General features: G+C 70.4%; 26 protein-coding genes. 9 read left to right on the top strand and 17 right to left on the bottom strand.

What is annotated here, in order from left to right; all coding sequences use genetic code 11:
- The first annotated feature begins 125 nt into the window (after positions 1-125).
- Positions 126-290, top strand: coding sequence for a hypothetical protein (locus HFP15_RS11260; RefSeq protein ID WP_168514379.1), 165 nt, complete (start codon positions 126-128; stop codon positions 288-290).
- Here HFP15_RS11260 and HFP15_RS11255 read toward each other — a convergent pair.
- From HFP15_RS11255 to HFP15_RS11235, 5 genes are all read right to left on the bottom strand, one after another.
- Positions 260-1,783 carry a hypothetical protein gene (locus HFP15_RS11255; protein ID WP_168514377.1) on the bottom strand — a complete coding sequence of 508 codons (1,524 nt, stop codon included), beginning with the start codon at positions 1,781-1,783 and terminating at the stop codon, positions 260-262. The genes HFP15_RS11260 and HFP15_RS11255 overlap by 31 nt on opposite strands.
- A gap of 47 nt (positions 1,784-1,830) precedes the next feature.
- Complete coding sequence (locus HFP15_RS11250) at positions 1,831-2,712, bottom strand: hypothetical protein (RefSeq protein ID WP_168514375.1); 882 nt, start codon at positions 2,710-2,712, stop codon at positions 1,831-1,833.
- Positions 2,713-2,726: 14 nt separating this feature from the next.
- Positions 2,727-3,791 (bottom strand): hypothetical protein, encoded by a 1,065-nt coding sequence (locus HFP15_RS11245; RefSeq protein ID WP_168514373.1) that lies wholly within the window; start codon positions 3,789-3,791, stop codon positions 2,727-2,729.
- 87 nt (positions 3,792-3,878) lie between these two features.
- A complete protein-coding gene (locus HFP15_RS11240; protein WP_168514371.1) occupies positions 3,879-4,241 on the bottom strand; it encodes a DUF3024 domain-containing protein in 363 nt (120 codons plus the stop codon).
- A gap of 55 nt (positions 4,242-4,296) precedes the next feature.
- Positions 4,297-5,709 carry a 3'-5' exonuclease gene (locus tag HFP15_RS11235; protein WP_168514369.1) on the bottom strand — a complete coding sequence of 471 codons (1,413 nt, stop codon included), beginning with the start codon at positions 5,707-5,709 and terminating at the stop codon, positions 4,297-4,299.
- A gap of 94 nt (positions 5,710-5,803) precedes the next feature.
- Between HFP15_RS11235 and HFP15_RS11230 the strand changes: the two genes are divergently transcribed.
- Genes HFP15_RS11230 through HFP15_RS11220 form a run of 3 tightly spaced genes read left to right on the top strand, consistent with a single transcriptional unit; the run spans position 5,804 to position 8,629 of the window.
- Positions 5,804-6,586, top strand: coding sequence for an excalibur calcium-binding domain-containing protein (locus HFP15_RS11230; RefSeq protein ID WP_210717036.1), 783 nt, complete (start codon positions 5,804-5,806; stop codon positions 6,584-6,586).
- A gap of 36 nt (positions 6,587-6,622) precedes the next feature.
- Complete coding sequence (locus tag HFP15_RS11225; RefSeq protein ID WP_168514367.1) at positions 6,623-7,990, top strand: carboxylesterase/lipase family protein; 1,368 nt, start codon at positions 6,623-6,625, stop codon at positions 7,988-7,990.
- Positions 7,991-7,999: 9 nt separating this feature from the next.
- Positions 8,000-8,629, top strand: coding sequence for a response regulator (locus HFP15_RS11220; RefSeq protein ID WP_168514365.1), 630 nt, complete (start codon positions 8,000-8,002; stop codon positions 8,627-8,629).
- 1 nt (position 8,630) lies between these two features.
- On the opposite strand, the gene HFP15_RS11215 is transcribed toward HFP15_RS11220, so the two are convergent.
- Entirely contained in the window at positions 8,631-9,695 is a 1,065-nt protein-coding gene (locus tag HFP15_RS11215; protein ID WP_312871537.1) for an FUSC family protein, read from the bottom strand.
- A 43-nt stretch (positions 9,696-9,738) separates the two neighbouring features.
- Between HFP15_RS11215 and HFP15_RS11210 the strand changes: the two genes are divergently transcribed.
- Positions 9,739-10,227, top strand: a complete 489-nt coding sequence (locus tag HFP15_RS11210) for a MarR family winged helix-turn-helix transcriptional regulator (RefSeq protein ID WP_312871536.1) — start codon at positions 9,739-9,741, stop codon at positions 10,225-10,227.
- On the opposite strand, the gene HFP15_RS11205 is transcribed toward HFP15_RS11210, so the two are convergent.
- The 5 genes from HFP15_RS11205 to HFP15_RS11185 are packed head-to-tail and all read right to left on the bottom strand — an operon-like array spanning position 10,217 to position 14,439.
- Positions 10,217-11,221, bottom strand: a complete 1,005-nt coding sequence (locus tag HFP15_RS11205; RefSeq protein ID WP_168514361.1) for an ABC transporter substrate-binding protein — start codon at positions 11,219-11,221, stop codon at positions 10,217-10,219. The genes HFP15_RS11210 and HFP15_RS11205 overlap by 11 nt on opposite strands.
- Entirely contained in the window at positions 11,214-12,041 is an 828-nt protein-coding gene (locus HFP15_RS11200) for an ABC transporter permease (protein ID WP_168514359.1), read from the bottom strand. The genes HFP15_RS11205 and HFP15_RS11200 overlap by 8 nt, the downstream gene beginning before the upstream one ends.
- The gene (locus tag HFP15_RS11195; RefSeq protein WP_168514357.1) at positions 12,038-12,802 is read right to left on the bottom strand and encodes an ABC transporter ATP-binding protein; all 765 of its coding nucleotides are present in this window, start codon (positions 12,800-12,802) and stop codon (positions 12,038-12,040) included. The genes HFP15_RS11200 and HFP15_RS11195 overlap by 4 nt, the downstream gene beginning before the upstream one ends.
- Complete coding sequence (locus HFP15_RS11190) at positions 12,799-13,737, bottom strand: DUF6282 family protein (RefSeq protein WP_168514355.1); 939 nt, start codon at positions 13,735-13,737, stop codon at positions 12,799-12,801. The genes HFP15_RS11195 and HFP15_RS11190 overlap by 4 nt, the downstream gene beginning before the upstream one ends.
- Positions 13,738-13,794: 57 nt before the next feature.
- On the bottom strand, positions 13,795-14,439 hold the full coding sequence (locus tag HFP15_RS11185; RefSeq protein ID WP_312871535.1) for a GntR family transcriptional regulator: 645 nt from the start codon (positions 14,437-14,439) through the stop codon (positions 13,795-13,797).
- A gap of 81 nt (positions 14,440-14,520) precedes the next feature.
- On the opposite strand from HFP15_RS11185, the gene HFP15_RS11180 reads away from it, so the two are divergent.
- Positions 14,521-15,291, top strand: a complete 771-nt coding sequence (locus tag HFP15_RS11180) for a DUF1932 domain-containing protein (protein WP_168514353.1) — start codon at positions 14,521-14,523, stop codon at positions 15,289-15,291.
- On the opposite strand, the gene HFP15_RS11175 is transcribed toward HFP15_RS11180, so the two are convergent.
- The 4 genes from HFP15_RS11175 to HFP15_RS11160 all read right to left on the bottom strand — a co-directional run bounded on the left by HFP15_RS11175 (position 15,258) and on the right by HFP15_RS11160 (position 22,164).
- On the bottom strand, positions 15,258-16,430 hold the full coding sequence (locus HFP15_RS11175) for a GAF domain-containing sensor histidine kinase (RefSeq protein ID WP_168514351.1): 1,173 nt from the start codon (positions 16,428-16,430) through the stop codon (positions 15,258-15,260). The two genes, HFP15_RS11180 and HFP15_RS11175, sit on opposite strands and share 34 nt — an antisense overlap.
- A gap of 8 nt (positions 16,431-16,438) precedes the next feature.
- A complete protein-coding gene (gene cydD / locus HFP15_RS11170; RefSeq protein WP_168514349.1) occupies positions 16,439-19,615 on the bottom strand; it encodes a thiol reductant ABC exporter subunit CydD in 3,177 nt (1,058 codons plus the stop codon).
- Complete coding sequence (gene cydB, locus HFP15_RS11165) at positions 19,612-20,619, bottom strand: cytochrome d ubiquinol oxidase subunit II (protein WP_168514347.1); 1,008 nt, start codon at positions 20,617-20,619, stop codon at positions 19,612-19,614. Before cydB ends, cydD begins: the two co-directional genes overlap by 4 nt.
- Before the next feature lie 63 nt (positions 20,620-20,682).
- The gene (locus tag HFP15_RS11160; RefSeq protein ID WP_168514345.1) at positions 20,683-22,164 is read right to left on the bottom strand and encodes a cytochrome ubiquinol oxidase subunit I; all 1,482 of its coding nucleotides are present in this window, start codon (positions 22,162-22,164) and stop codon (positions 20,683-20,685) included.
- 151 nt (positions 22,165-22,315) lie between these two features.
- Here HFP15_RS11160 and HFP15_RS11155 point away from each other — a divergent pair, with 151 nt between their 5' ends.
- Together HFP15_RS11155 and HFP15_RS11150 are read left to right on the top strand one after the other, a co-directional pair.
- Positions 22,316-23,143: an NmrA family NAD(P)-binding protein gene (locus HFP15_RS11155; RefSeq protein WP_168514343.1), complete on the top strand. Its 828-nt coding sequence runs from the start codon at positions 22,316-22,318 to the stop codon at positions 23,141-23,143.
- Between the two features lie 123 nt (positions 23,144-23,266).
- On the top strand, positions 23,267-23,869 hold the full coding sequence (locus HFP15_RS11150; RefSeq protein WP_168514341.1) for a TMEM165/GDT1 family protein: 603 nt from the start codon (positions 23,267-23,269) through the stop codon (positions 23,867-23,869).
- A gap of 3 nt (positions 23,870-23,872) precedes the next feature.
- On the opposite strand, the gene HFP15_RS11145 is transcribed toward HFP15_RS11150, so the two are convergent.
- Both HFP15_RS11145 and HFP15_RS11140 read right to left on the bottom strand, forming a co-directional pair.
- Positions 23,873-24,499, bottom strand: coding sequence for an IclR family transcriptional regulator (locus HFP15_RS11145; protein ID WP_168514339.1), 627 nt, complete (start codon positions 24,497-24,499; stop codon positions 23,873-23,875).
- Positions 24,496-25,350, bottom strand: a complete 855-nt coding sequence (locus HFP15_RS11140) for a hypothetical protein (RefSeq protein ID WP_168514552.1) — start codon at positions 25,348-25,350, stop codon at positions 24,496-24,498. The genes HFP15_RS11145 and HFP15_RS11140 overlap by 4 nt, the downstream gene beginning before the upstream one ends.
- A 153-nt stretch (positions 25,351-25,503) precedes the next feature.
- On the opposite strand from HFP15_RS11140, the gene HFP15_RS11135 reads away from it, so the two are divergent.
- Entirely contained in the window at positions 25,504-26,268 is a 765-nt protein-coding gene (locus HFP15_RS11135) for a DUF2470 domain-containing protein (protein ID WP_312871534.1), read from the top strand.
- Positions 26,269-26,407 lie beyond the last annotated feature (139 nt).

The following is a 26,407-nucleotide window of genomic DNA, read 5'->3' as shown; positions in this document are numbered from 1 at the left end:
GCATTAACCGGTTGGCCGATACCGCCTCCCGCGGCCGGACCGCACCCTGGTGTCAGTACGGAAAACGTACGTTTACCGACCGGTCGGGTGCGGGTGTCCCGCAACAACAGGGAGGAGGCACGCCGATGGTCACGATTGTCTTCACGTGGATCGGGGCGGTTCTCGGTATTGCGGTTCTGCTCGCGATGGCGGTCGGCGCGTTCGTCGTCGATGTCGACGACGCCCTCGCCGACCGCCGCAGCAAGGCCCCCGAGGGACCTCAGCCCAGTTCCGCCAGCGCACTCAGGTAGTCGTCGAGGTCGAACTCCAGTCCGTCCCCTTCACCGGCCCTCAGCTGGGCTTCCAGCGTCCGTGCCAGTTCGGTCATGATCTCCTCGCGTTCGAGGCCCTTTTCGCGCATCCTGCGCACGGCCTGCCACACCTCGGCGGGGTCGTCGTCCCACAGCTGGTCCACGACCGTGGTGTGGGCCGCGACCACGATGAAGGTCTCCTCGTCGAGGTCGTCCTCGGCCAGCGAGTCCTGGAACTCGGGGTGCTCGCCGATGACCAGCAGCCGGCGCTGCTCCGGATCGGTGGGGTCGAGTTCCACCTCCTCGCCGGCGATCTCGGTGTAGACCGACGGGACCGCGAACTGGCGGCGCAGCAGCAGCGCCGCGACGTCCTGCTCCTCGAGGTCCTCCACGCCGTCGAGATAGGCGTCGAGGTTGGTGTCGGTCTCCAGCGCACGCTCGTAAAGCCGGTCCTCGACCGCCTCCAGCAGCGGCTCGACGGCTTCCTCCGGCAGGCCGTCCCGGCTGACGCCCCAGCGCGCCCAGGCGGGCAGCACCTCGTCGAGCACCTCGTCCTGCTCGTCGGTCAGCTCGATCTCACCGTCGTCCACGAAGTCCACAAAGGACGACAGCTTGTCCGGCCCGACCCGCAGCGGACGCCGCGGGTCCTGGTCGATGCCGAACTCGATCAGGCGCAGCGCGCAGACCCGCGCCGCCTCGGTGTCGGCGAGGTCGGGGGACGCGGCGAAGAACTCGTCGATGATCCGCGCCTGGTCCTCCGCGGAGAGCAGCTCCGGCTCGGCCTGCGGTTCCGGGGCGGGCAGGGCACGCAGCCGCGCCAGCGCGAGCGCACGGAAGCGCACGTAATCGTCGGTGACCTCGGGCTCTTCCTGCAGTTCGGTGCCGACGAAGGCGTCCGCGAGCAGCTGATGCGCACGGGCGGGGCTGATCTGCTCGCAGGTGACGAGCTCGCCGCCCTCCGCGGCCTGCGCGCGCATCTCGTCGACGACCTCGGCGGGCGACTCGACGATGACGGCCTCGTCGGTCCAGCCACCGATCACGGCGTAACTGATGGACACGAGCAGGCCGTGTGCGTTCTCGCCCTCGCCGAACACGCACAGCACCGAGGCCTCGTCGCCGTAGACGTCCGAGGTGCGCCAGCATTCACCGACGGTGACCTGGTTGAGCAGGCCCGACCAGTCGGGGTCGGGCAGGCCGAGTTTCTCCAGCGCGATCGCGGCCGCCTCGCGCTGCTCCTCGGTGGTGGCCAGGGTGCGCAGGGCGGCCAGCGGTGCGGCCAGCCGCTCGGGCTCGGTGCTCTCGCTCGCGAACTCGATCAGCTCGGCGGCGAGGTCGTCGCCGGCCTCCCACCATTCGCCGAGGATCTCGGACGTGACGAGCTCGACACGCAGCGGCTCGGTGTCCGGGCCAAGCTCGGCGAACTCGCGCAGGACTTCTTCGAGCAGTTCGTCCACTGTCTCGTCGCTGGATTCCTGCTGTGGCAGCTCGGTCATGAGGCACATGTTCGCACCGCACCCGTGTCGCGTCACGTCCGGCCCCGCTATGACTTCGGCAGCGCGATACGGGCATTTCGGATTTCTGTGAGCAGCCGCGTCTTGCGTTTGTGCGTGGCGAGCAGTCGCGTGAGGTAGTCGGCGAAATCGCCGGGGCTGCCGGCCTGGCGGAACAGCGTGCGCAGCTTGCGCAACCGGCTCGCCGCCTCCGCGTAGTGCGCGGGCCCTTTCCCGATGAGCACGTCGATTTCGGACTTGTGTTCGGCGATGGCGTCACTCTGCCCGGCAGCACGGGGAAACCCGCCGCGCAACAGGCTGATCGCGTCCGCGGTGCGCCCCGCCGCGCGCAGTGCGCGCATGAGCTTGCGGTTGACCTCGATACTCGGCGGGCGGCGGGAAAGGATGTCCAGCAAGGTGTCGATGTCGCCGGAGATCTCGGCGAGCTGTTCGCTCAGCAGATCGGCCACCTGTTCGTGCTCCGGCCGCCGTTCGTCCACTATGGACTTCAACCGCGCGATCCCGGAATCTCCCAGTACCGCACCGAACTCGGCGAGTTCGACGTGGTATCCGGCGAAGACCAGTCCGGACAGCCACTCCGCCAGTTCTGCGGGCTCCGGCGGGTGCACTGCACACGCTCGCGCGTAGAGCCCGATGGCGCGCGGGAACTCGGCGTGGTCCTCGGTCTTGACGACGCGATCCACGGTGCGCCTCGCCAAGGGCGCGAGGTCGGCCTGGCTTCCGGCGTCGAGCAGCCGCCGCACGGCGTCCAGCACGGCGCCGACGCGAGCCGTCTCCGCGGCCTCCCCCGCGCGCAGCGTGAGCCTGCCGTGCAGGTCCGGATCCCGCTCGGCCTGCTCCGCGAGCAGGTCCGCCAGCGTCGTCGCGTCGAGCGAACGCAGGTAGGCGCGAAGATCCAGGGTTTGGTCCACCCGGGTATCTTGGCCTACGCGCTCATCGGCATGGCCCGGCGCTTCGGTATCGCGATGCGCGCGTTGCGCACCTCGATCAGCAGCCGCGTCTTGCGCTTGTGCGTTTCGAGCAGATCCGCCAGGTACAACGCGAAATCCTCGGCGGTGTCAGCGCGCCGGTGCAGCCCGCGCAGTTCCCGCAAGGCGAGCGCGGCCTCGCGATAACACGACGGATCCTTGTGCTCGATGAGTTCCTCGACGTGCATGCGGTACACCGGGATCGCCTCGGCCGGATCGCGTTCGGCGAGCAGCACCAGCGCGCTCGCGCGTTCGGACGGCCAGCGGTCGAGTTGCTCGGCCGCGGTCCGCAGTGCGCGATAGCTCGCGGGATTGGGGTTGCGGCGGAACTCGGCGCGGCGCAACGCCAGCACCCCCTGCCTGGGCCGGTCGGCCTGGACGATCGTGCGGGCCGCGTACGCGATCGCGTCGCCGTGCCTGCCGGCTTCGCGCAGCACCCGGATGATCTTGAGGTGCACGTCCTGGCTCGGCGGTTTGCTCTTGAGGATCGTCAGCAGCCCGTCGACGTCGCCGGTGACCTCGGCGAGCTGTTCGGCGAGGTACCGCGCGGTGTCGCGGCGCGGGCCGGGCCGTTCGGCCAGTACGCTGTCCACTGTGGACTCCAGGTGGGCGAGGCCGTCATCGCCCAGCGCTTCGGCGAATTCGGCCAGCTCGATGCGGGGCCAGGGCTGCTCGCCGAACTGTGTGCGCAGGATCCAGTCCGCGAGCACGCGCGGTTCGGGCGGATGTTTGGCGCAGGCCTGGGCGTACAACCCGAGTGCGCGGCGCCGCTCCGCTGTGGACGCGCCGTCGAGACTGTCCAGCATCCGGCGCGCGAGCGGGGTCAGATCCGCCTGTGTGCCCGCGTCGAGCAGGCGCTGGAGAGTGTCCAGCACCGGCCCCACCTTTTCGTGGACGACCGCGCGAACCTCCAGCTCGTGCCGTAACCGAGAGTCACGCCCGGCCTGCTCCAGCAGGAGTTCAGCCAGCGTCTCCACGTCCAGAGTGCGCAGGTAGGCGCGGAGATCGGGGGCCGGGTTCACCCGCACTATCCTGCCGGACCCCAAGGTGTGAGTCCGTCACCCACCAGCGTTGTCTTTCCGGCGCGGTTCACCACGCTGCGTGCGCGTTCACCAGGGGGTGAGCCAAAAAAAGAAGTACCCGCCGAAGGCACTCCGATCGATGTCCTCGAGCAGCGGAACCGGCGAGTTCTCCGGCACGCTTTGCGGGAATCTTCGCCACCGGCCGAGGTCGTCGGACCAGTAGTACAGCGTCCACAAGCCGTCGGTGCCGTAACGTAACTGCGCGAAGGCACGCTCCGTGACTCCCGCCGGACCGCCGCTATTGGACCATTCCGCCCTTTTCTCCACCAACGTGACCATCCGGCCGCGCCACCGGGAGATGACGCTGAACTCGTCGCGCTTTTCCGCCGGCACGCGTCGTTCACACCAACGATCGATCTGCCGTTGTTGAAGCTCGGGGATCGGCGACATACCCACAGTGATACCGCATGGCGCCAAAAGCCACGGATGGAGTAGTCCAGTCGGGCTAGCCGGTCGCCGGTTCGGTCAGATACCAGCCACCGAGCAGCGCCGCGACGCCGAACGCTGCCATGAACGCCCCGCCGACGAACGGCGCGCCGCCGAAGAGCACGATCACCGACAGCAGCATCACGAGCAGTCCCATCGCCATCAGTGCCCGCGCCGCCCACCTTTGCCACGGCAGCACGGATTCCGGCAGCGACGTGCGGGGTTCGAAGGGGGCGATCAGGCCCAGCGCCGTCCACGCGGACGACACGTCGAGCACGACGATGCCGAGGTCGGCGGCGCGGCCGATACGTGGATCGCGGCGTGGCACGTCGTCGGCGACCACCAACTGCGTGACCGATTCGGTGAGCCGCTTGGCGAGTTGGCTGCCCGCGCCCAGCACCGCGGCGCGTAAGGCGTCGGCGGCGGCGGTTTCGCCGAGCACGAGGACCCGGGTCGGCGGCTGCCGTTGCGCCATCGGCCGCAGGCCGGCGACGACCTCGGGCACGCCGAGCGCGGCCGCGACCCGGCCGAGATCGCGTACCTCGCCCGAGGTGATCACACCGTCCTCCTCGGCGATCTCGCGCATCGCGGCGACGAAACGCTGGTGTGTCTGCCGGATCTCCGGCACCGGAATGCCCGCGTCGAGGGCCAGCGCGCTCAGTTCCCGCGCCTCGTCGGGCGAGACGTACTGGTCGGCGAGCGCGAGCGCGAGAAGGTCGCGGTAGGCCTCGCGGATCGCGTCGCCGTTGCCCGGCAGGGGAACGCGCACGAGCAACCCGGCCAGCCAGCTTTCCACGGGCCGGTTCTCCCTGCGGGGCAACGGATGCACGGCCGTGAAGCGCGGCAGCTCCGGCGGCGCGGGCGGCTCGGCGAGCGCGAAACCGTGCGTGGTGACCAGCGAAGACACCACTGACGCGCAGGTGCGGGCCCTGGCCAGTGCCTGGTGCGCGGGGAAATCGGCGAGGCCGAGCGCGCCGGCGACCGTGGTGAGCTGGTAGTTCGGCAGGCGCAGGGCCCTGCGCGCAGGGTCGAGCGTGCCGATCGCAGGCAACGGCGGGAGGCTGACCCGCGCCCGCGCGAGTTCGGTGCCGAGGAACCAGTCCGCGAGGGGCAGGTTGTGCGCGGCCAGAACGCTGCCCCGGCACAGGTCGAGCAGGGTGCCGAGCAGTTCGCCGAAGCATGGCGCGTCGTCGAGGTCCCGGCGCGTGATGTGGTGCAGGCCCGCCGCGCCGACGCCGATGCCCCAACCCGGGTTGACCAGCGAGGACAGCTCACCGACGACCGTCCCGTCGGAACGGGTGCGCACCGCGCCGATTTCGAGCACGTGGCCCGGCCGCAGGCCGCTGGTGGTGAAATCGAGCGCGGTGAATTCGACCGGGGCCGCCGGGAACCGGCCGTCCTTGGTGAGCGAGAGCGTGTCGAGCGCCGTCATCGCCTGGGCAATCGCGAACGAAAGGAAAAACGTAACAACGGCGGCACCCGGAACGAGAGGCATTTTGCACACCGTGCGCGGGAAGGAATCGTCGATGCCCACTGTGACACCGAGACGCAAACTGCCCACCTGGCTGAAAGTGACGCTGGGTGCCTTCGCCGCACTGTTCACGCTCGCCGCGATTTTCGGCGCCTCGCCGGACAACCCGGCCACCCCGGCGGCCGCGACCACGCCCGCGGTGCCGACTTACACGGTCACGAACGTCATCGACGGCGAACGGGTTTATCTGCGGGATTCCACCGGTGTACCGAAAACGGTGCGCGCCGCCGGAATCGACGCGCCGACAACGACGTACTGCTGGGGCCCGGAAACCGCGAACTGGGCAACGACATTTCTGGCCGGGAAACAAGTAACAATCCGCGCCCTCGATCAGGGAATGGAAACCATGGCCGCACTCACCCTGCCGGACGGCACCGACTATTCGACCGAGGCGCTCAAGCGCGGCTACGCCAAGTACGCGCCGGGTGTCACCGACGGCACCTACGCCACGGCGCTGCAGACGGCCGAAAACACCGCCCGCGCGGCGAACACGGGGCTGTGGGGCGCCCCTTGCCTCGGCACGATCGATGCCCCCACCCCGTCCCCGGCGACAACGCTCCCGGCGACCACGACGGTCACGCCCCCGAAGCCACCCACCTCACCGACGACTCCCCCGGCTCCGACCACACCGGCGTCCACACAGGACAGTGCTCCTGTCGCCGTGTACTTCAAGAACTGCGCGGAAGCCAAGGCGGCCGGCGCCGCTCCCCTGCACCGCGGCGATCCCGGCTACCGTCCCCAGCTCGACCGCGACCACGACGGCACGGCGTGCGAGTAGCCCCAACCGAACGGGATTCTGGTATCACTGGTCCTCGTGGAGGCGATCACACGGACCACGTACGGGGCTGTGCGTGGCAGGACGGACGACGGCATCACCGCCTACAAGGGCATTCCCTACGCGGCGCCGCTCGACGGGCCCCGGCGGTTCGCGGCGCCGCGGCCGCCGGAGAAGTGGGACGGGGTCCGTGACGCCTTCTCCTTCAGTGCGGATCCGCCGCAGGGGACGTTGATGCCCGGAATCCCCTCGCCGTGGCGTGCCGGTGACGGCACCGACTGCCTGAGCGTCAACGTGTGGACTTCCGGCGGCGAGAACCTTCCCGTCATGGTGTGGATCTACGGTGGCGCCTTCCTGATCGGCACCTCGCGAGCGCCCGAGTACGACGGAACGAACCTCGCCCGGGCCGGTGTCGTCGTCGTGACCGTGAACTACCGCGTCGGCATGGAGGGTTTCGGCTGGCTGCCCGACGCGCCGCCGAACCGCGGGTTCCTCGATCAGCTCGCCGCGCTGCGGTGGGTGCAGGACAACATCGCGAACTTCGGCGGCGACCCCGGCAACGTGACGATCTTCGGCGAATCGGCCGGCGGTACGGCCGTCGCGGCACTCACCGCGTGCCCGGCGGCGACCGGCCTGTTCCGCCGCGCCATCGGGCAGAGCATCGCCGGGAGTTTCCTGCGCGAAGACCGGCTCCGCCGCGGCACCGAACGAATCGCCGCCGCGCTCGGCGTGCCCGCGACCGCGCAGGCGCTCGCCGAACTTCCACCCGAGGCGATCCACAAGGTCCAGTCAGCGCCCGGCGAAATCACGCCCTACGCGCCCATGATCGACGGCGACCTCGTCCCCGACGTGCCGTGGCACGGGCTGCGCCCCGAGGTCGACCTCATCGCCGGGTACACCCGCGACGAGTACGAGCTTTTCGCGCTCAACGACAACGCCAAGGACCCCGCGCGGGCCACGAAACAGCTCGCCGAGTACCGCGCCGCCTACCCCGGCCTTTCCGACGAGGCCCTCTACACCGTCATCATGTCGGACCGCATCTTCCGCATCCCCTCGATGTGGTGCGCGCAGGAGCATCCCGGCCGGGCCTTCAGCTACGAGCTGACCTGGCCCTCGCCCGCGCTCGGCGGGGCGCTGCGGGCCTGCCACGGCCTCGACGTCCCGCTCACGTTCGGCAACTTCGACGGGCCGATGGGCGGGCTCGTGCTCGGGTCACCGGTGCCGCCCGAAGCCGAGGCGCTCTCGAAGGAGATCCGCAAGGCGTGGACGTCCTTCGCCGCGACCGGTGATCCCGGCTGGCCCGAGTATCGCGCCGGCGAACGGCTCACCCGCATCTGGGACATCCCCGTCTCCGTGGCCGCCGACCCCGAATCCGCCTCGCGCAAGATCTGGGACCACCTGACGTAACCTCGAGGTATGGCCATCGAGGTGCTGCTCGTCGACGATCACGAGGTCGTCCGCCGCGGGCTGCGCGATCTGCTCACCGACGAGCCGGACATCGAGGTGGTCGCCGAGGCGGGCAGCGCGGACGAGGCGCTCGCCGTCGCGATGCACGTCGAACCCGACGTGGCCGTGGTCGATGTCCGGCTCGGCGACGGGGACGGCGTCGCGCTCTGCCGCGAGCTGCGGTCGAAACCCAACCCGCCGCAGTGCCTGGTGCTCACCGCGTTCGACGACGAGGAGGCCATGGTCGGCGCGATCATGGCCGGGGCCGCGGGCTACCTGCTCAAACAGGTCCGTGGGCAGGACGTGGTCAACGCGGTGCGCGAGGTCGCGGCCGGCCATTCGCTGCTCGACCCGATCACCACGGCACGCGTACTGGACAAGCTGCGCCACCCCGCCGAGGACGACCCGCTGGCGCAGCTCACCGAACGCGAGCGCAGTGTGCTGGAGCTGATCGGCGCCGGACTGTCCAACCGGGAAATCGCCGAACGCCTCTTCCTCGCGGAGAAGACCGTGAAGAACTACGTGACCTCGGTGCTGGCCAAACTCGGGATGCAGCGCCGCACCCAGGCCGCCGCGTGGATCGCGCGGCACGGCAAGTGAGTCACGTCGCCGCGAGCTGGTAGCCGCGGCCCGGCCGGATCAGCGCCACGCCCAGCCCGGCGACCGCGCCGAGCACCGTGTCCAGCAGCCGGTCCGACGCCATGCCCACCGCGCCGGCGTTGCTGATCAGCGAGCCGAGCAGCAATGTCAGCGGGGTCACGAACAGCATCGCGAGCGCGTAGTTGCGCACGACCGTGAGTTCGGCGCACAGCAGCGCGGCCACGATCATCGCGAGTTTGACCGGCATCGGCAGGTCCAGCCCCAGCAACAGCCACGCGATCACGACGCCCGCGAGCGTTCCGGTCACGCGCTGGATGGTGCGGTGCACGGTGTGCCGCAGGTGGGTCGACTGCAGCACGGCCGCCGCGGCGATCATCGCCCAGTACGGGTGGCCTAGGCCGCACAGGTCCGCGAGCAGGCCCGCGATCAGCACCGCGCCGCCGACCTTCGCCGCGCGCGGAAGTTCGTGCGACGAACGGGAGAACGCGGCACGGACCCCGGCGCGCCACGCGGTGGGCTGCTCGTGCCCGCTGCGGGAGAACAGCCAGCCGACGTGCGCGACGAACCATGCCGTGAGCGCGCCCGCCGCGGCCACCCCGACCTGCACACCCGCCGTTCCCCAGTCCGCGGGCAGCACCGCCGTGGTACCCGCGGCGAACACGAAGATCAGCCCGCCGGGCGGCCCCGACCGGATCGCGTCGGTCAGCAGCTTCGCGGCGGCGGCCACGCATGCGACGAGGAGCGTCCCCGGCAGCGGTCCCCATCCGGCCGCCGAGGCGAGGCTGCCGAGCGCGACGGCCAGCACGAGCCCGCCGCCGATCGCCGCGAGCATCCTGGCCCGCACCGGGTACGGCTCGAACCGGGCGTGGATCGCGGTCATGCCGCCGAACGCGGCCGCGGGCGCCAAGGCGGTATGCCCCGCGAGGACGACGGCGACGAGGACTATGTTCGCCCCGGTCATGGCCCGCAACGCCGAGATACCGACAGGCCCGCTCACCGGTCGCAGCCGCCACCACCCGTGGGGTGCGAGCGCCCGGCGGAGGTCATGACCATCCAGATATTTCACGAGTAAAATACTAACGAAACATCCCTCGCGAAGGAGCGACGTGGTGAGCGATCTCATCGACCGAGTGCGACGGCAGTGGGGGGAGGTGCGCCCCGAACTCGACACGACCGGCATGGCCGTGATCGGCCGCGTCCTGCGCCTGGCCTCGCTGATCAGGCGCGACACCGACGACCTGCTCGCCGGGCACGAGCTGACCAGGGCCGAGTTCGACGTGCTGTGCGCGCTGCGCCGCAACGGCGTGCTCAACCCGGGGCAGATCAGCCGCGAAATGCTGTCCTCGGGTGCGGCGATCACCAAGCGACTCGACCGGCTGGCCCGGCTCGACCTGATCTCCCGCGCCTCCAGCGAGCGCGACCGGCGCGTCGTGCAGGTGCGGCTCACCGACAAGGGCGTCGCGCTCATCGACGAGCTGCTGCCGAAGCAGCTCGAAGCCGAACGCGCCGCGCTGGCGAACCTGCCCGACGCGGAACGCGCTCAGCTCGCGAGCCTGCTCGGTGTCGTACTGCAGACCGTCGAGGGCATCAGCTCTTGACGAGTACCGCGGTGTAGTCCGGCGCCTTGCGCACCAGGTGACTGTCGAGATGGAAGGCGCGGGCCGTGTCGTAGGACGCGCGCTGCACCTCCGGCGTCACGGGCACCTCCTGGCGCAGGATCGGCACGAGCGCGTCGAGCGCCTTGCCGTCCGTGCCCTTCAGGTACTGCCCGAGCAGCTGACGCACCTGCGCGGGATCGCCGTGGATGTCCGACAGCGCTCTGGTCATCGCCCGCTGGAACGCGGCCAGCTCGTTCTTCTTGCGGTCGAGCAGTTTCTGCGTGCTGAACACCACGCCGTGCAATGCGCCGCGCAGGCTCGGCACGTCCCCGCGCGCGGGTGAGATGTAGGTCCTGCCCACGTTCGCCGCGGCCGCCTGCTGCGCGATCGGCTGGAAAAAGGACAACGCGTCCACCCGGTTCGCCTTGAGCGCACCGATCGCGGATGTCGTCGCGCTGCCGAGGTTGACCAGTGTCGCGTCGGTCGCCGCGTCCAGACCGATGCTGCTGAACAGGTAGTCGACCAGCGCCTCGGTGCCGCTACCCGGCCCGGTGATGCCGATATTCCTGCCCCGCAACGCTTTGATCTTGTCCTCGAGGCTCGCGGGTTCCGGAAACGAGGGCGGCACCACGATGTCCACGTAGTACTCGGTGACCAGGCTGCTCACGATCCGGGTGCCGTCGTCGATCTTGGCGAGGTTGAACGCGTCGGTGATGACGGCGGCGCCGAGGTCGATGCTGCCGGACTTCAGCGCCGCGGCCACCTTCGCACCGGTGCCCAGCCGCGGCCGTTCGCCGAGTTCGAGACCCTCGTCGGTGAAGTAGCCCTTCTTCTCCGCGATGAACAACGGGAAGAAGGCCACCGAATCACTGATCTGCCCGACGTTGAGCACCCCGGCGGGAGTGGTCGACTCGCGTGTCGCGCAGCCCGCCGTGGCGACCCCCAGTAACGGCGCCGCGGTAAGCGCTTTCAGAAACGTGCGACGGCTACTCATCGAGCGGCTTCCAGCGGTTGACGCGCTTGCCGATCAGTCCGACGACAACGTTGAGCAGACCGGCGATCACACTCAGCACGACCAGTGTCGCGAACACCCCGGCGGTGTCGAACTGCGCGGCCGCGTCGTTGATCAGGTAGCCGAGCCCACGGTTGGACGCGACCAGCTCACCGATCACGGCGCCGATCAACGCGTACGGGATCGCCACCTTGAGCCCGGTGAGCAGCCCGGTCATCGAGGCGGGCAGCACGACCTTCAGCGCGATGTCGCGGCGGCCGCCGCCCATCAGCCGCACCGCGTCGATCAGCCCGCGATCCACCTCGCGCACGCCGGCCGCGGTGTTGAGGAACACCAGGAAGAACACGGTGACCGCGGCGAGCAGCACCTTCATGTGCACGCCGATGCCGAACCACACGATGAACAGCGGCGCCAGCGCGACCTTCGGAATCGAGTACAGCGCCAGCATGAACGGGTCGAGCACCCGGTAGACGAGGTTCATCGAGGCGAGCACGAACCCGGCGAGCGCACCGGCCGCGGCGCCGAGCAGGAAGCCGTAGACGATCTCCTGCACGGTGATCCACGCGTTCGTCCACAATGTACCGTCGCCGCTCCACTCCGCGAGCCGCCGGACGATGTCGGACGGCTTGCTGGTGAACGTGCTGTCGATCCAGCGGTCGGCGGCGATCTGCCACAGCACGAGGATCACGGCGAGCAGGGCGAGCCGCGAGACCCACACGATCGTCGTGTTCCCGTGCCGCTGCCACCAGCTCCGGTCGAGGCCGACCCGGACCGGGCCCGCCTCCATCGCCGTCGCGGTCATGACGCGTCCCCCTTCAGGGAGGCGGAAAGTTCCCTGTGCAGCGCGACGAACTCGGGATCGACGCGCGATTCGTCGGCCGAGCGCGGACGGGACAGCCCGATCTTGCGGTCCAGCAGGATGCGGCCGAGCTTGCCGAGCACCACCACCCGGTCGCCGAGCAGCAGCGCCTCCTCGATGTCGTGCGTCACGAACACGACGGTCTGCCCGCTGCCCTGCCACAACCGCAGGAGCTCCTCCTGCAGTTCGGTGCGCAGCTGGGCGTCCAGCGCGCCGAACGGCTCGTCCATCAGCAGCGTTTCCGGGGCGCCGGCGAGCATTCTGGCGAGGCTCGCGCGGCGGCGCATCCCACCGGAAAGCTCGCGCGGGTAATGCTTTTCGAAGCCGCCGAGCCCGACGCGTTCGATGAGTTCCGCGGCGACGCGACGGCGTTCGGCGGCGGGCACGCCCTTGATCTCCAACGGCATCTCGACGTTGCGAAGCACATCCCGCCCCGGCATCAGGGTGTCGTGCTGGGTCAGGTACCCGATGCTGGTGTCCGGGCCGGACAACGTGCGGTCGCGGTAGCGGACCCGGCCGGTGCTCGGCGCGGTCAGCCCGGCGAGCATGTTGAGCAGCGTCGACTTGCCGCACCCGCTGCGGCCGAGCAGTGTGACGAAGCTGCCCTCTTCGATGTCGAGGTCGAACTCGCGCAGCGCGACGATCGCCTCGTCGTCCTTGGCGAACTGCTTGGTCACCGCGTCCGCGGTCAGTACGGCGGTCACCGCGCGTCGGCCAATGCCTCGGCACCCACCAGCCGACGGGTGTTGTGCACGGTCATCAGCCGCACCTCCTCGTCGCTGAAACCGGCCGCCAGCAACCGATCCGCGGCCAGCGCGAGCCCGTCCTCGACCGGCGGGTTGAACGGCTGGCCGAGGTCGCTGGAGATCACCGAGTGTTCCGGGCCGACCTCGCGGATGTTGTGCAGCCAGACATCCCAGGCGACCTTGCCGGTGTAGGGAGTGGTGAAGCACCGCTCCATCAGCGCGCCCTTCTCGGCGAGCGCACGCTGCCGTTCCACGCCGATGCGCTGCGAGGTGAACTCCGGATGGGTCACCACCATGCGGCGCACGCCCTCCTTCAGCGCGGCGTCGATGACCGCCGCGGACTCGTCCTGGTGCAGGTGCCCGGTCGCGAGCGTCATGTCGTGCTTGGCGATCAGCCGCAGCACCTTGCGGGCCAGTTCGCCGACCTTGCCGTCACCGTCGAGCACGTCCACCGGATCGGCGGCCATGCCCTCCTCGGCGAGTTCGGCCTGGATCCGGGCCCACATCGGCGGGGTCGCGCCCTCGGGTTCGGCCGCCTGGCAGGCCCGCTGGTTCGCACTGTCCACTGTGGGCAGCCAGACGAAACGCGCGCCGCCGCGTGCGGCGATCTCGACCGCGATCGGATTGAGGCCGCCCACGGAGGCGTTCAGCGTGATCGCGCCCAGCGCGTCGATGTCCGGGTGCACCCTGCGGACCACTTCGGCGCGTTCGGCCGTTGGGGCGTAGTGCGATTTCAGGACGAACCCCGCCATGCCGACGGCGGTGAACCGCTGGGCGAGGGTCACGTCGTCGATGCGTCGCCGCATGACGTCCGGGGCGACATGAATGTGCACGTCGTAGGCGCCGCGGACGAGCTCACGCGCATGGTCGGACGGCTGCGGATGGTCGGTCATGTCGCTCCCTTGCGCCATTTTTTCCGACCAAATTGTTAACAATCTTGGCGACGGGCGTCAAGGCGCGGTCTCGCGTAAGGCCTCGATGACGCTCGCCAGGTGCGCCCGCACCGCCGACTGTGCGGCCTCGGGATCGTGGGCGCAGATACCGTCGATGATCGCCAGATGCTCGGGCAGGGAGACCGACGGGCGACCGGGGCGCATCGCCAGCCGGAACTGGTGCCGCACGCTCTGCCCACGCAGCCGTTCGAGCAGTTGCTCCGCGGTGCGCTGCCCGCTGATCTCGCGGACTCGCCGGTGCAGTTCCTGATTCAGCCCCGAGTACCCGATGACGTCGCCGCCCGCGACGGCCTTGCGCATCGCCTTGCCGAGCGCCTTGAGTTCCTTCACCTCGGCGTCGGTGATCCGCTCCGCGGCCTTCGCCGCGCACAGCGACTCCAGCATCATGCGAACCTCGGAGATCTCGACCGCCTCGTCGATCGAGACCGCCCGGACGCGCGCGCCGCGGTTCTGCACACGCTCGACCAGGCCTTCGTTGGTCAGTTCGATGAGCGCGGCGCGGACGTTCGCGCGGCTCGCGCCGAACTGTGCCGACAGATCGGACTCCACGAGCCGCTGGTTCGGCACGAATTCCCCGTGCATGATCGCGTCCCGGATCGCGACGACCACCGGCTTGCCGAGTTCGGCCTGGCTCTCGGTCACGGCTACCCCTGCTTTGTTGACAATTTTGTTGAGTACATCGTCTACTCAAGACTAATACCCGCATTTCGATGGGAGTCTGCTATGCCGGAAACGATCGCGATACTCGGCCTCGGCGAGGCGGGCGGCCACCTGGCCCGTGACCTTGTCGCGGCGGGTGCCGTGGTTCGTGGCTACGACCCGGCCGTCACCGCCGGCGACGGTGTGCTCGACACGGATTCCGAGGCCGAGGCCGCGCGGGGCGCGGACCTGGTACTCAGCGTGAACAGCGCGTCAGTGTCGGTCGACGCACTGCGTGCGGGACTGGCGGGTGCCTCCGGCGCCGTCTGGGCGGATCTGAACACGTCTTCCCCCGGACGGAAGCGCGAACTGGCGGCCATCGCCGCGGAGCACGGGGTGCCCTTCGCGGACGTCGCGATCATGGCGCCGGTACCGGGCCGCGGGTTGAAGGTGCCGCTGCTCGCGACCGGCGTCGCGGCCGCGGACGTGGCACGGATCCTGACCTCGTTCGGTGCGTCGGTCGAGGTCATGGCGGGTGCGGCCGGTCTGGCCGCCGAGCGCAAGCTCCTGCGCAGCGTGTTCTTCAAGGGCATGTCGGCGGCGGTGGTCGAGGCGCTGGAAGCCGCCCGCGCCGCGGGGTGCGAGGACTGGCTGCGCCAGGTCATCGTCACCGAACTGACCTCGGCGAACGAGTCCACTGTGGACCGATTGGAGAGCGGTTCGCGCAAGCACGCCGTGCGGCGCAGTTCGGAGATGGCCGCGGCCGCCGAAATGCTCGCCGAGCTGGGCGTGCCGTCGGAGGTGGCGGCCGCATCCCGCGATCAGTTGACCCGGCTGGCCGCGCTTCGTTCCTGAGCGGGCGGGTTGAGCGGCAGATCGAACGCGACGAGCGTGCCGAGGCTCGGTGAGGAGTTGATGTAGAACTTCCCGCCCGCACTCTTGGCACGTTCGGCGAGGTGGCGCAGACCCCTGGTGGCGACGCCGTGCGGGACGCCGGCCCCGTTGTCCCGGACCCGCAGCCGGATCTCGTGGGCGTCCCGGTGCAGGGTCACCCTCGTCTCGCTCGCCCCCGAATGCCTGACCACATTGGACAGTGCCTCGCGCAGTGCGGCGCGGATGTGGTCCGCGCGCTCGGCGGGAATGTCGGCGAACTCGCCGGAAAGCTCCAGCGTGGGCGGGTAGCCGAGCAGCTCCTCGGCGATGCGCACCTCGTCGCGCGCGGACTGCGCCAGATCCGTCGCCGGGTTCGACTCGGGCTCCGGCGCCGGGGACCGCAGGCCGCGCACGGTCGCGCGGATCTCCTCGATCGTCTGGTCGAGCTGGTCGATCGCCTCGCCCAGCTTCACCGCGTCCGTGCCGGCGAACCGCTTGCGCATCCGGCGCCGCACCCGGTCCAGCTGCATCCCCGCCGCGTACAGCCGCTGCACGATCACGTCGTGCAGTTCGCGGGCGATGCGTTCCCGTTCCTGGTACAGCGTCACCTCGTGCCGCGCGGTCGCGCCCTCCGCGAGCGCCAGCACCACGCCGACCTGCGCCGCGAACGCGGTCAGTACGTCGATCGTCTCCGGCAAGAAGCCCGGTTGCCCCTTGAGCCGGTACACGGCCAGCGAGCCCAGCACCCGGCCGCCGGCGCCGAACGGGGTGGCCGCGAAGGGGCCGTAGCCGCTGAGTTCGTCCGGGACGTACGGCGCGGTGCGCGGGTCGATGGTGAAGTCGTCGGCGACGATGGCTTCGCCGCCGCGCGCGACCGTGCCCGCGGCCGAATCGGGTGGCAGCAGTAGTCCGCGCACGTCGGCCTTCGTGCCGTACCCGGCCTCGACCGACACGCTGCCGTCCTCGGCGCGGACCATCACCAGGCCGAGGTCCGCCTCGGCCATCTCCGCCGCCTTGCGCACCACGGACGCGAGTACGGCGGACGGTTCGTCGCCGGACAGCGCGGCCGTCGTGATCTCGGTGGCCGCGGACAACGCGTGGGCGGCAAGGGTCGGTTCCATGAGCGATATCAAGGGTAGACGCCCTCCCGGACCAGCACGCGGCCGTCGCGCACTTCCAGCACCACGTCGGCGTCGGCGGCCTCCTCCGGATGGTGCGTCACGTGCACGACCGTCCGCCCGGCGAGCGCCTCGCGCAGGTTGTCCCTGATCTTGCGAGCGGTCGGCTCGTCCAGATGCGCGGTCGGCTCGTCGAGCAGCACGAGTTCGGCGTCGGCGAGCAGCGCGCGGGCGAGCGCGAGGCGCTGCGCCTGGCCGCCGGATAGACCGCTGCCCCCGCTGGTGAGCACCGTGTCCAGGCTCAGGTCAAGGCAGGCGAGCCTGAGCGCCTCGGCCATGCGCTCCTCGGAGGCGTGCGGATCGGCGAGTCGCAGGTTCTCGGCGACCGTGGTCGACACGAGCCGCGGATCCTGTGGCGCCCACGCCACCTCGGCGGGCACCCGCACGCTCCCCCGCGCCGGGTCCAGAAAGCCGAGCAGGCCGGCGAGCAGCGTCGACTTGCCGGCACCCGAGGGTCCGGTCACGGCGACGTGCGTGCCCTTGGGAACGGCCAGGTTCACGCCGCGCAGCACGGGTTCGGTGTCCGGCCAGCCCAGGTCGGCGTCGTGCAACGCGAGCTCGCCGTGCTCGACGCGTGGCGCGGGGACCTCGGGCAGTTCGAGCCGGGCGCGGGCGTGCCGCAACGTGTCCCAGTGCTGGGCGACCGGCGGCAGCATCCCGAGCACCTCGGCCAGCGCGAGCGGTACGAGCGCGAGGACGGGGGCGAGCGTGGGCTCGACGCGACCGGCCGCGAGCCACACCCCGGCCGCCGCGGCGACGCCGGTGACCAGCGCGATCAGCCCGTCCGCGGCGCCCGCGCCGAACGCCTGCCGACGGGCCTGCGCGACGAGCTCGGCATCGGTGCGGGCCAAGTCCTCGCGGCGGGCGCGGTAGCCGTCGAAGGCCAGCAGTTCGGCCGCGCCCTCGAACAGTTCCAGCACCTTCGCGTTGACCGAACGGCGTCCTTCCGCCAGCGCCGAGGTGGCGCGGCGCTCGAACCGCAACGCGAGCGCGGGTCCGGCGAGCGCGCCGATCAGCACGGCCCCGGCGAGCACCAGCCCGGCCGCGGGCAGTACGGCCGCCTGCACCGCGACGGCGCACACCAGCACGATCGCCGCGACCAGCGGCGGGGTGAGCACGCGTGGGAGCAGATCGCGCACTGTATCGACGTCCGCGACGAGCCGCCGCTGTCCCTCGCCGTGCCGCAGCCCGCGCGCCGGTCCCTGCCGGACCAGCCCGCGCCACAGCTCGACCCGCAGCCTGCCCGCGGTGCGGAAGGCGGCGTCGTGCGTGACCAGCCGTTCCGCGTAGCGCAGCCCGGCGCGCCCGAGACCGAACGCCCGCACGCCCACGACGGCGACGGTCAGGGTGAGGATCGGCGGCTGCTGGGACGCCTTCGCGATCAGCCAGCCCGAGGTGGCGGTCAGCGCGAGCCCCGAGACGAGCGCGAGCGCGCCCAGCGCCGCGCCCGCGAGGAAGCGGCGGTCGAGGCGGAGCTTGCGGCTCTTGCCCTGGGCCGGCGGCACCGTCTCGCGTGGCGGCTCGGCCGACGCGGGCACGGTCACGGCGGCGGGCCGGTCGTGCGCGGCGATGACCACCGCGGCTCCGCGCCTGCGCGCGTCCTCGACGGCCAGCATGACCAGGGCCGCGTTCGCGGCGTCGAGATGCGCGGTCGGTTCGTCGAGCAGCAGGAGCCAGGCTCCCTCGCGCAGCCGCAACAACGCCCGCGCGACCGCCACCCGCTGTCGCTGCCCCAGCGAGAGCTTGTGCACCGGCCGGTCCTCGATACCGGTGAGGTTCAGCGAGGCCAGCACCTCACCGGCGTCGTCCGGCAGCTCGTCCCGGACGGTGCCGCCCGCGAAGCCCGGTGACTGCGGCACCCACGCGATGCTCCGCCTGAATGTCGACATATCGATATCGGTCACACCGTCGACGCTGATCACGCCGGAGGCGGGCCGGACGAATCCGAGCAGCGCCGCGAGCGTGGTCGACTTGCCTGCCCCACTCGGGGACCGGAGCCAGACCGCCTCGCCCGGCCGGACGGAGAAGGACTCCCCGTCGGGCGCGAACCCGCCGCGCCGCGCGACGCGCAGGTTCTCCACGCGGACCTCGCCACGGCCGGGCACCTGCGTGCCGTCGGCGGCGACCGGTTCGGCGAGCAACTCGCTGACCCGGCGAACGGCCTCGACGCCGTCCTCGCTCGCGTGGAACGCGGCCCCGACCGAGCGCAGCGGCTGGTAGCACTCGGGCGCGAGGATCAGCACCCCGAGCCCGATCACCAGCGGCAGATCGCCGGCGACCAGCCGCACCCCGATGACCACCGCGACGAGCGCCACCGACAAGGTGGCCGCCAGTTCCAGTACGAACGCCGACGAGAACGCCACACGCAGGGTCTTCATGGTCGCGCGGCGGTGTTTGTCCGACACCAGCCGCACCGTCCGCGCCTGGGCGTCGGCCCGCCGGAACGCGGCGAGCACCGGCAGTGCGCGCACGAGTTCCAGCAACTGCCCGGACATCCGGTGCATCGCGTCGGTCGCGGCGGCGGTCCTGGTGGCGGTGTAGCGGCCGACGAGGATCGCGAACATCGGCAGCAGCGGCACGGTCAGCGCGATGATCACGGCGGACGGCCAGTCCGTGAACAGCACCGCGGCACCGGCGCCGAGCGGCACCACCGCGGCGGTCACCAGCGCGGGCAGGTAGTCGGTGAAGTAGGCGTCGAGCGCGTCCAGGCCTCTGGTCGTCAGCGCGGTCAGCTCCGCGGGGCCCCGCGCGGCGATCCACTCGGGACCGAGCCGCATCGCGTGGTCGACCGCCTTCGCGCGCAGTTCCTCCTTGGCTCCGGCGGCCGCGCGGGCGGCGACCACGCGCATCGACCAGGTGACCAGCGACCGCGCGAGCACGACGCCCAGCAGCGGCGCGAACCCGTCGGGCCCACGCCCGTCGACGATCGCGGCGCACGCCGATGCGAGCAGAAATGCCTGCGCCACCAAGGCCGCCGCGTTGATCAGCGACAGCAATGCGGCGAGAACGAGCGCCCGGCGCGCCGCCGCGGAGAGAACCGGCAGCGCGCCGAGCGGTCCCTTTCCCAGGCGCCCCGTGTCCGTTGTGGACACATCTGCGGGAAGGGTGGAACGTCCGGGAAAGCTCATGGGGTGTGCACCGGCGGAATGTGACCGGCGCTGATGCGCTTGCGGAACACCCAGTAGGTCCAGCCCTGGTAGACCAGCACGGCCGGAGCGCCGAACGCGCCGACCCAGGTGATCACCTTCAGCGTGTACGGACTGGATGCCGCGCCCGCGACCGTCAGCGAGTTGGCAGGGTCCACAGTAGAGGGAAGTACGTCGGGATACAGCGCGCCGAAAAGGGTGACCATGGCGGCCGCGATCGTCACACCCAGCGCCGCGAACGCCTGTCCGTCCCGGTCCACGACGAGCTTGCGCCACGCGATCGCCGCCGCGACCACGGTCACGACGAGCGGCACGACCGTCCACAATGCACCTTCGCGCCACTGGACCAGCAGCAGCAGCGCCATGAGCGGCACCAGCGCGACCGGCAGTGCCCGGACCGCCAGCGACCTCGCGCGCTCCCGAAGCTCACCGCCGGTCTTGAGGGCGAGGAAGGCCGCGCCGTGCACGAACGAGAATCCGACCACGGCGAGCGCGCCGAGCAGCGTGTCCCAGCGAATCGCTTCGAAGGCCGATCCGACACGGTTGCCGTGCGCGTCCAGTGGCAGCCCGAGCACCGTGGTGGTGAGCACGAGGCCGACGCCCAGCGGCGGGATCCACGAGCCGATCATGATCACGCGGTCCCAGGTGCGGCGCCACCGCCGCGAGTCGACCTTGCCGCGGTACTCGAACGCGACGCCCCGGCCGATCAGCGCGAGCAGGACCAGCAGCAGCGGCAGGTAGGCGCTGGAGAACAGCGACGCGTACCAGCCGGGGAACGCCGCGAACATCGCCCCGGCCGCGACGATGAGCCACACCTCGTTGCCGTCCCACACCGGACCGATCGTGTTGATCAGGACGCGCCGCTCGGTGTCGTTCCGGCCGAGGATCGGCAGCAGCATGCCCACCCCGAAGTCGAAGCCCTCGAGGAAGAGGTAGCCGAGCCAGAAGATCACGATGATGCAGAACCACACGGTTTCCAGGCTCATCGCGCTACCTCCTCACGGTTATCCACAAAGTTGTGCACAGATTCCTCAGTTGTCCACAGGCTGTTAGTAGGCGAAGGCGAGGGCATCGTCGTCATCCCGTTTCGGGTCCTTCGGCGGCGGGAGCACCCCGTCGATCCCGCCGCGGACGTACTTGCGCATCAGGAACAACTCGACCACGCCGAGCGCGAGATACAACGTGGTGAGCGAGATCAGCGAGGTCCACACCTCGCCGGTCGTCACGTTCGACACGGCCTGCGCGGTGAACATCCACACCCCGTCCACCCCCGACGGGTTGGGCACGACGACGAACGGCTGACGGCCCATCTCGGTGAAGATCCAGCCGGCGCTGTTGCCGATGAACGGTGTCGCGATGCCCAGCAGCGCGATGCGCGGGAACCACTTCGTGTCCGGGATCCGCCCGCGCCTGGTGAACCACAGGGCCAGCACGCCGATCCCGGCCGAGATCGCGCCGAACCCGATCATGATCCGGAAGCCCCAGTAGGTCACCGGCAGGCTCGGCACGTAGTCGATCGGCTTGCCCGCCAGCTCGCCGAGCGCCGGGTCGTTCGGGTAGTTGGTCCCGTACTTCGCCTGGTACTCGGTGACCAGGTCCTCCACGCCCTTGACCTGCGTCGAGAAGTCGTTGTGCGCCAGGAAGCTCAGCAGCGCCGGCACGTTGAACGTCTTGACGTCCTCGCAGTTCTGCCTGGCCACGTCGCCGATCGCGATGATCGAGAAGCTCGCGGGCTGCTCGGTGTGGCACAGGGCCTCCGCCGAGGCCATCTTCATCGGCTGCTGCTGGAACATCAGCTTGCCCTGGGTGTCACCGGTGATCGCGAGCACCGCGAAGGCCACGACACCCACCCAGCCGCCGAGCCGCAGCGAGGACCGCCAGGCCGTGCGGTGCTCGTCGTCGGTCTTGCGCTTGCGCCACAGGTGCCACGCCGCGACGCCGACGATGAACGCGGCCGCGACCGAGAAGGCACCGGCGATCGTGTGCGGGATCGCGGCGAGCGCCGTGTTGTTCGTCAGCACCGCCCAGATCGAGTTCATCGTCGGCTTGCCGTTGACGAACTCCACCCCGACCGGATGCTGCATCCACGAGTTCGCGGCCAGGATGAAGTACGCCGAGGCCACGGTCGCGAGGGAGAACGCCCAGGCGCAGGCGAGGTGCACCTTCTTGGGCAGCCGGTCCCAGCCGAAGATCCACAGGCCGAGGAACGTCGACTCGACGAAGAACGCGACGAGGCCCTCCATCGCCAGCGGTGCCCCGAACACGTCCCCGACGAAGCGGGAGTAGGCGTTCCAGTTCATCCCGAACTGGAACTCCTGCACGATGCCGGTCACCACGCCCATCGCGAAGTTGACCAGCAGCAGCTTGCCCCAGAACTTCGTCATCTTGTAGTACCGCTGCTCACCGGTGCGCACCCACGCGGTCTGCATGCCGGCGACGAGCACGGAAAGGCCGATGGTCAACGGGACCATCAGGAAGTGGTAGACGGTCGTGATTCCGAACTGCCACCTGGCGAGTTCCAGTACATCCACGCTGATCAGTCTTGTCGCGCGGGCGCGCGGGCAGCAGGTGCCGGGGTCCCGATCTTGACAGGACCAAGGTCCTGCCACCTCTTTTGACAACCGGGGCGATCGTTCCGTATCGTCGAAAGCGGAACTGATAACCCGGTTATTGGAGGACCCCATGCTCGCGTTCGTCACCGGCGCCACCGGACAGCAGGGCGGCGCGGTCGCCAGACGGTTGCTCGCCGACAGCGTGCCGGTGAGAGCCATGACCCGCGATCCGGCCAAGGCACAGGGGCTCGCCGGCGCCGAGATCGTCGCCGGCGGTCTAGGCGACCGGAACGCGATCAAGGAGCACGTACGCGGCGCCGACGTGGTGTTCTTCGTGCACCCGGGACCGCTGGCCCCGGACGAGGACGAGTCGCAGGCCGCGCGGGACATCGCCGACGCGGCACTCGAGCACGGCGTCCGGCACCTCGTGTACAGCTCGGGCATGGGCGCGCTCGGTGCGAAGGCGGACGCGGAGCGGATCATCGCCGGGTCCGGCGTCTCGGCGACCGTGCTGCGGCCCGCGTCGTTCATGGAGAACTACCTCAACCCGCTGTTCGGCCTGCACAACGGCGCCTTGCGCGCCGCGCTCGAACCCGACACCTTGGTCGAACTCATCGCCGTCGACGACATCGCCGCACTGGCGGCCCTCGCCTTCGCCGACCCGGCGCGATTCCGCGGCCGGACCATCGAACTCGCCGGCGACGCGCTCCGGCCCGGCGAGATCGCGGCCGCGATCAGCGCGGCCCTCGGCCGGACCGTTCCCTACGAGCAAATGCCCATCGACGAACTGGCTTCGATCAACGAGCGATTCGCACAGGGCTACCGGCTGCTGAACCAGATCAAGACGCCGACGATCGACGTCGCCGCGCTCCGTGAGACCCATCCCGACCTGCTGACTTTCGCCGGATGGCTCGACAAGGGCGGGGCGGCGAAAATAGCCCGGATCCTCGACAAATAATTCTTTTCGGCACGCCGAAGAAAATTTGGTCGCGGCCCTGAACAGGCAATTCGCGATTCCCATCTGCTGGTTTTCTGACTCGATCCCCTTTATCGTGTAAGTGAAAGGGGTGGAAAAACCGCGATGAGCACCGCGTTCCTGGCGCTGGCCAGCACGTTCGCACTCGTACTTGCCGTCGAACTGCCGGACAAGACGCTGATCGCCACCCTCGTTCTCACCACTCGCTTCCGCGGCTGGCCGGTGTTCGCCGGAGTGGCCGTCGCGTTCGCCGTGCAATGCGTTATCGCTGTTTTGTTCGGACACGCGCTGACGATGCTGCCGGACGGGGTGGTGGCCGCCGTGGTCGCCGCGCTGTTCGGGTTCGGTGCGTTCATGCTGCTGCGCGAGGGCTTCTCGGTGGAACGGGAGGCGGGCGAGGACGCGGCCCGCACCGGCCCCGGCCCGGTGTCGTTTCTGCGCGCGGCGATGACCTCGTTCGGAGTGCTGTTCGCCGCCGAGTGGGGCGACGCGTCGCAGCTGGCCACGGCCGGTCTCACGGTGCGCTACGGCCAGCCCCTCGCGGTCGGCGCCGGTGCGTTCCTCGCGCTGCTGGTCGTGGCGGCGGTCGCGGTGTTCGTCGGGCACAAGGTGCGCGCTCGCATCCGGCCCAAGATCCTGCAGCGCGTCGCCGGGTTCGCCTTCGCCGCGTTCGCCGCGCTCGCGGTCGTGCAGGCCTTCGTCGGCTGACGCCTACTTCAGCACTTCGGCGAGTCGCCCGGCGGCGGTCATCACCTGCGGGCCGACGGTGTCGCCGCGGATCGGCCCGAAGTACACGACGCCGACGCTCGCCCGCAGCCCGGGAACGCCCCGTACCGGCGCCGCGAGGCCGCTCACGCCGCGGCGCGGCTCCCCGCTGGAGGCGACCCAGCCCCGGCCGCTCTGCCGCAGCGCCAGCGCCTTTCCCGCCGCGGCCACCCCGATCGGATGCCGGGCGCCGACGCGGTAGGCGACGTGGAAGTCCGTCCACGAGGGCTCGACGACGGCGACACACTCCATCTGGTCGCCCTGCGCGATGGACAGGTGCGCCGTGGCACCGACGAGATCGGCCAGTTCCCGCAGCACCGGGCGCGCGGCCTCGCGCACCTGGGGAAGGACCTGCTGGCCGAGTCGCAGCACGCCGACGCCGAGCCGCACCTTGTTGTCGTCGCGGCGCACCAGGCCGCGTTCGGACAGCGGCACCAGCAGCCGGTAGATCGCCGCCCTGCTGGCACCGATCGCGACCGCCAGTTCGGAAATCGTCGCCGCCTCGCCGTCGGCGTCGGCCACCGCCTGGAGCAACGCGAGGCCGCGGTCGAGCGTGAGCGACCCCTCGCTCACAGCAGGTCGAGCGCCTCGAGGTCGGCGACGGGCTCGTCGAAGCTCGCCGACGCGTAGGAGGCGAACAGCGCGCGCACGGCCTTACAGGCCTGCTCGGACAGTTCGCGCGCCTCCTTGGCGAGCGCCTCGCCGTCGGTGCTCGACAGCGCCTCGCGCACGTTGCCGCCGGACAGGCAGCGGGCGACGGCGACCAGCAGGTTCAGGAAACCGTGGTGCATGATGCCGGTCTCCGGGTCCTCGTGCCGCACCGCGCGGTGCAGGCTGTTGGTCGCCTTGAACGACGCCCCGGAGAAACTGCTGACCACGGACAGGAAGTCGGCGACCTCGTCGATACTGGGGAAGTTCTCGCTGGACACGCCGCCGCACCGGATCTTCGGCCAGCTGCCGTGCTCGATCACCTTGCGCACGCCGTCGAGCCAGCCGACGCCACGGCGTGGCTCGACGACCCTGATCACGTCCTCGGGCACGAACTCCGAGACCCGCTCCAGCCACACTTCGTCCACATCGGACGGTGCGGGCATCTCCACCATGCGCAGCGACAACAGCTCGCTGCGGGACTCGACGATCGAGATCGCCTTCGGAACGCCGCCGAGTCCGGTGTCGATGATGAGCGAGAGCGGCAGTGGCTGCTTCGGCTTCACCTTGATCAGCTCGGTGATCAGTTCCGGCAGGCGGGAGGCCTGGCACAGGAACACCCCCAGCAGCCCCGAGCGATCCCCTTCGCGCGTGGCGAAATGCGCACGCAGCGCCTCGGGCATGGTCGCGGTACCCGGCGGAAACAGCGCCGAGTCGTCTACGAGCCGCGCGAACAGGGGAGGAATTCCACGGGGGCCGGGGGGCGTGAGTTCCACAGCGCTTGACACAAGGGACACGCTAGTAGCGTACGACAGCCGGACAAACGGGTCCGCAGGGCGGACACTTGACCATTCCGCCAGTCGGCCCAATCGAATATCTTCCGCTTTTCCCGAAGGCAGGTTAGGCTCACCTAAGTAGGAGGTGGGCCAGTGACCGAGACAACCCTGCGCCGCCCGCCGGCGCCGACCGCGGCGGAACGCGCGAAGACGATCGCGTCCCGCGACTGTCCAGGAAACGTCATGCCGACAGGCGGGCACGGCGGTGAGCGCGTCGTGCCGCATCTGCATCATGTGCATGCCAGCGGCAGCGTCAGCCTGCTGCTGGCGGACGGGCACCCGCTGGTCGAACGGGCCACCGAGGCCGAGGTCGCGGTGATGTTCGAGCTCGCCGACTGCGCCCCGATCGATCTCCGCGAACCCGTGCGCGGGCTGCTGTGGATCACCGGCTGGCTGCGCCCGCTGACGCTGGCCGCGGCACGCGCCCGGGCCGTCGCGATCAGCGAGACGCGTACGGACCCTCGGCTGCTCGACCTCGGGCACGGGATGACCCTGCTGCGGCTCACGCCGGCCTCGCTCGTGCTCGCCGACGCCGAGGGTACGCAGTCGTTGCGGCCGTACATGTTCAGCGCCGCCTCGCCCGACCCGTTCCACAGTTACGAGCGGAACTGGCTGCGCCATCTGGAATCCGACCACCCGGACGTGGTCGAACAACTCGCGCGGCACGTCCCCGAGGAGCTGCGCGGCGGGAAGATCCGGCCGCTCGGGCTCGACCGGTTCGGGCTGCGGCTGCGCGTGGAGGCGGAGTCCGGCGACCACGACGTGCGGCTGGCCTTCGCCAAACCAGTGCACAGCCCGCCACAGCTCGCCGCCGAACTCCGCCGCCTACTGGGCTGCCCCTTCTTGCGGGGCCGCTGACGGCGCGTGGAAGCCTCGTTTCGGGCGCACGCAAAGCCCCGACTCAGGCGCACGCAAAGCCCGACTCGCGCGCACCGAAGGCCCAACTCACGCACACGGGAAGCCCGACTCGGGCGCCCGCAAGCCTCAACTCGCGCAC

It is taken from the genome of Amycolatopsis acididurans (genome assembly GCF_012328925.1).
GTDB lineage: Bacteria > Actinomycetota > Actinomycetes > Mycobacteriales > Pseudonocardiaceae > Amycolatopsis_E > Amycolatopsis_E acididurans.
Note: the sequence above shows the minus strand (reverse complement) of the source record. Positions and strands in the feature narration are given on the sequence as shown.

Bases quoted from the DNA above. Each gene is read 5' to 3' on its own strand.
- HFP15_RS11155 (WP_168514343.1), top strand. From the start codon at position 22,316: ATGCTCGCGTTCGTCACCGGCGCCACCGGACAGCAGGGCGGCGCGGTC.
- HFP15_RS11220 (WP_168514365.1), top strand. From the start codon at position 8,000: ATGGCCATCGAGGTGCTGCTCGTCGACGATCACGAGGTCGTCCGCCGC.
- cydB (WP_168514347.1), bottom strand. From the start codon at position 20,619: ATGAGCCTGGAAACCGTGTGGTTCTGCATCATCGTGATCTTCTGGCTC.
- HFP15_RS11200 (WP_168514359.1), bottom strand. From the start codon at position 12,041: ATGACCGCGACGGCGATGGAGGCGGGCCCGGTCCGGGTCGGCCTCGAC.
- HFP15_RS11255 (WP_168514377.1), bottom strand. From the start codon at position 1,783: ATGACCGAGCTGCCACAGCAGGAATCCAGCGACGAGACAGTGGACGAA.
- HFP15_RS11205 (WP_168514361.1), bottom strand. From the start codon at position 11,221: ATGAGTAGCCGTCGCACGTTTCTGAAAGCGCTTACCGCGGCGCCGTTA.
- HFP15_RS11180 (WP_168514353.1), top strand. From the start codon at position 14,521: ATGCCGGAAACGATCGCGATACTCGGCCTCGGCGAGGCGGGCGGCCAC.
- HFP15_RS11260 (WP_168514379.1), top strand. From the start codon at position 126: ATGGTCACGATTGTCTTCACGTGGATCGGGGCGGTTCTCGGTATTGCG.
- HFP15_RS11175 (WP_168514351.1), bottom strand. From the start codon at position 16,430: ATGGAACCGACCCTTGCCGCCCACGCGTTGTCCGCGGCCACCGAGATC.
- HFP15_RS11190 (WP_168514355.1), bottom strand. From the start codon at position 13,737: ATGACCGACCATCCGCAGCCGTCCGACCATGCGCGTGAGCTCGTCCGC.
- HFP15_RS11235 (WP_168514369.1), bottom strand. From the start codon at position 5,709: ATGACGGCGCTCGACACGCTCTCGCTCACCAAGGACGGCCGGTTCCCG.
- cydD (WP_168514349.1), bottom strand. From the start codon at position 19,615: ATGAGCTTTCCCGGACGTTCCACCCTTCCCGCAGATGTGTCCACAACG.
- HFP15_RS11230 (WP_210717036.1), top strand. From the start codon at position 5,804: ATGCCCACTGTGACACCGAGACGCAAACTGCCCACCTGGCTGAAAGTG.
- HFP15_RS11240 (WP_168514371.1), bottom strand. From the start codon at position 4,241: ATGTCGCCGATCCCCGAGCTTCAACAACGGCAGATCGATCGTTGGTGT.
- HFP15_RS11150 (WP_168514341.1), top strand. From the start codon at position 23,267: ATGAGCACCGCGTTCCTGGCGCTGGCCAGCACGTTCGCACTCGTACTT.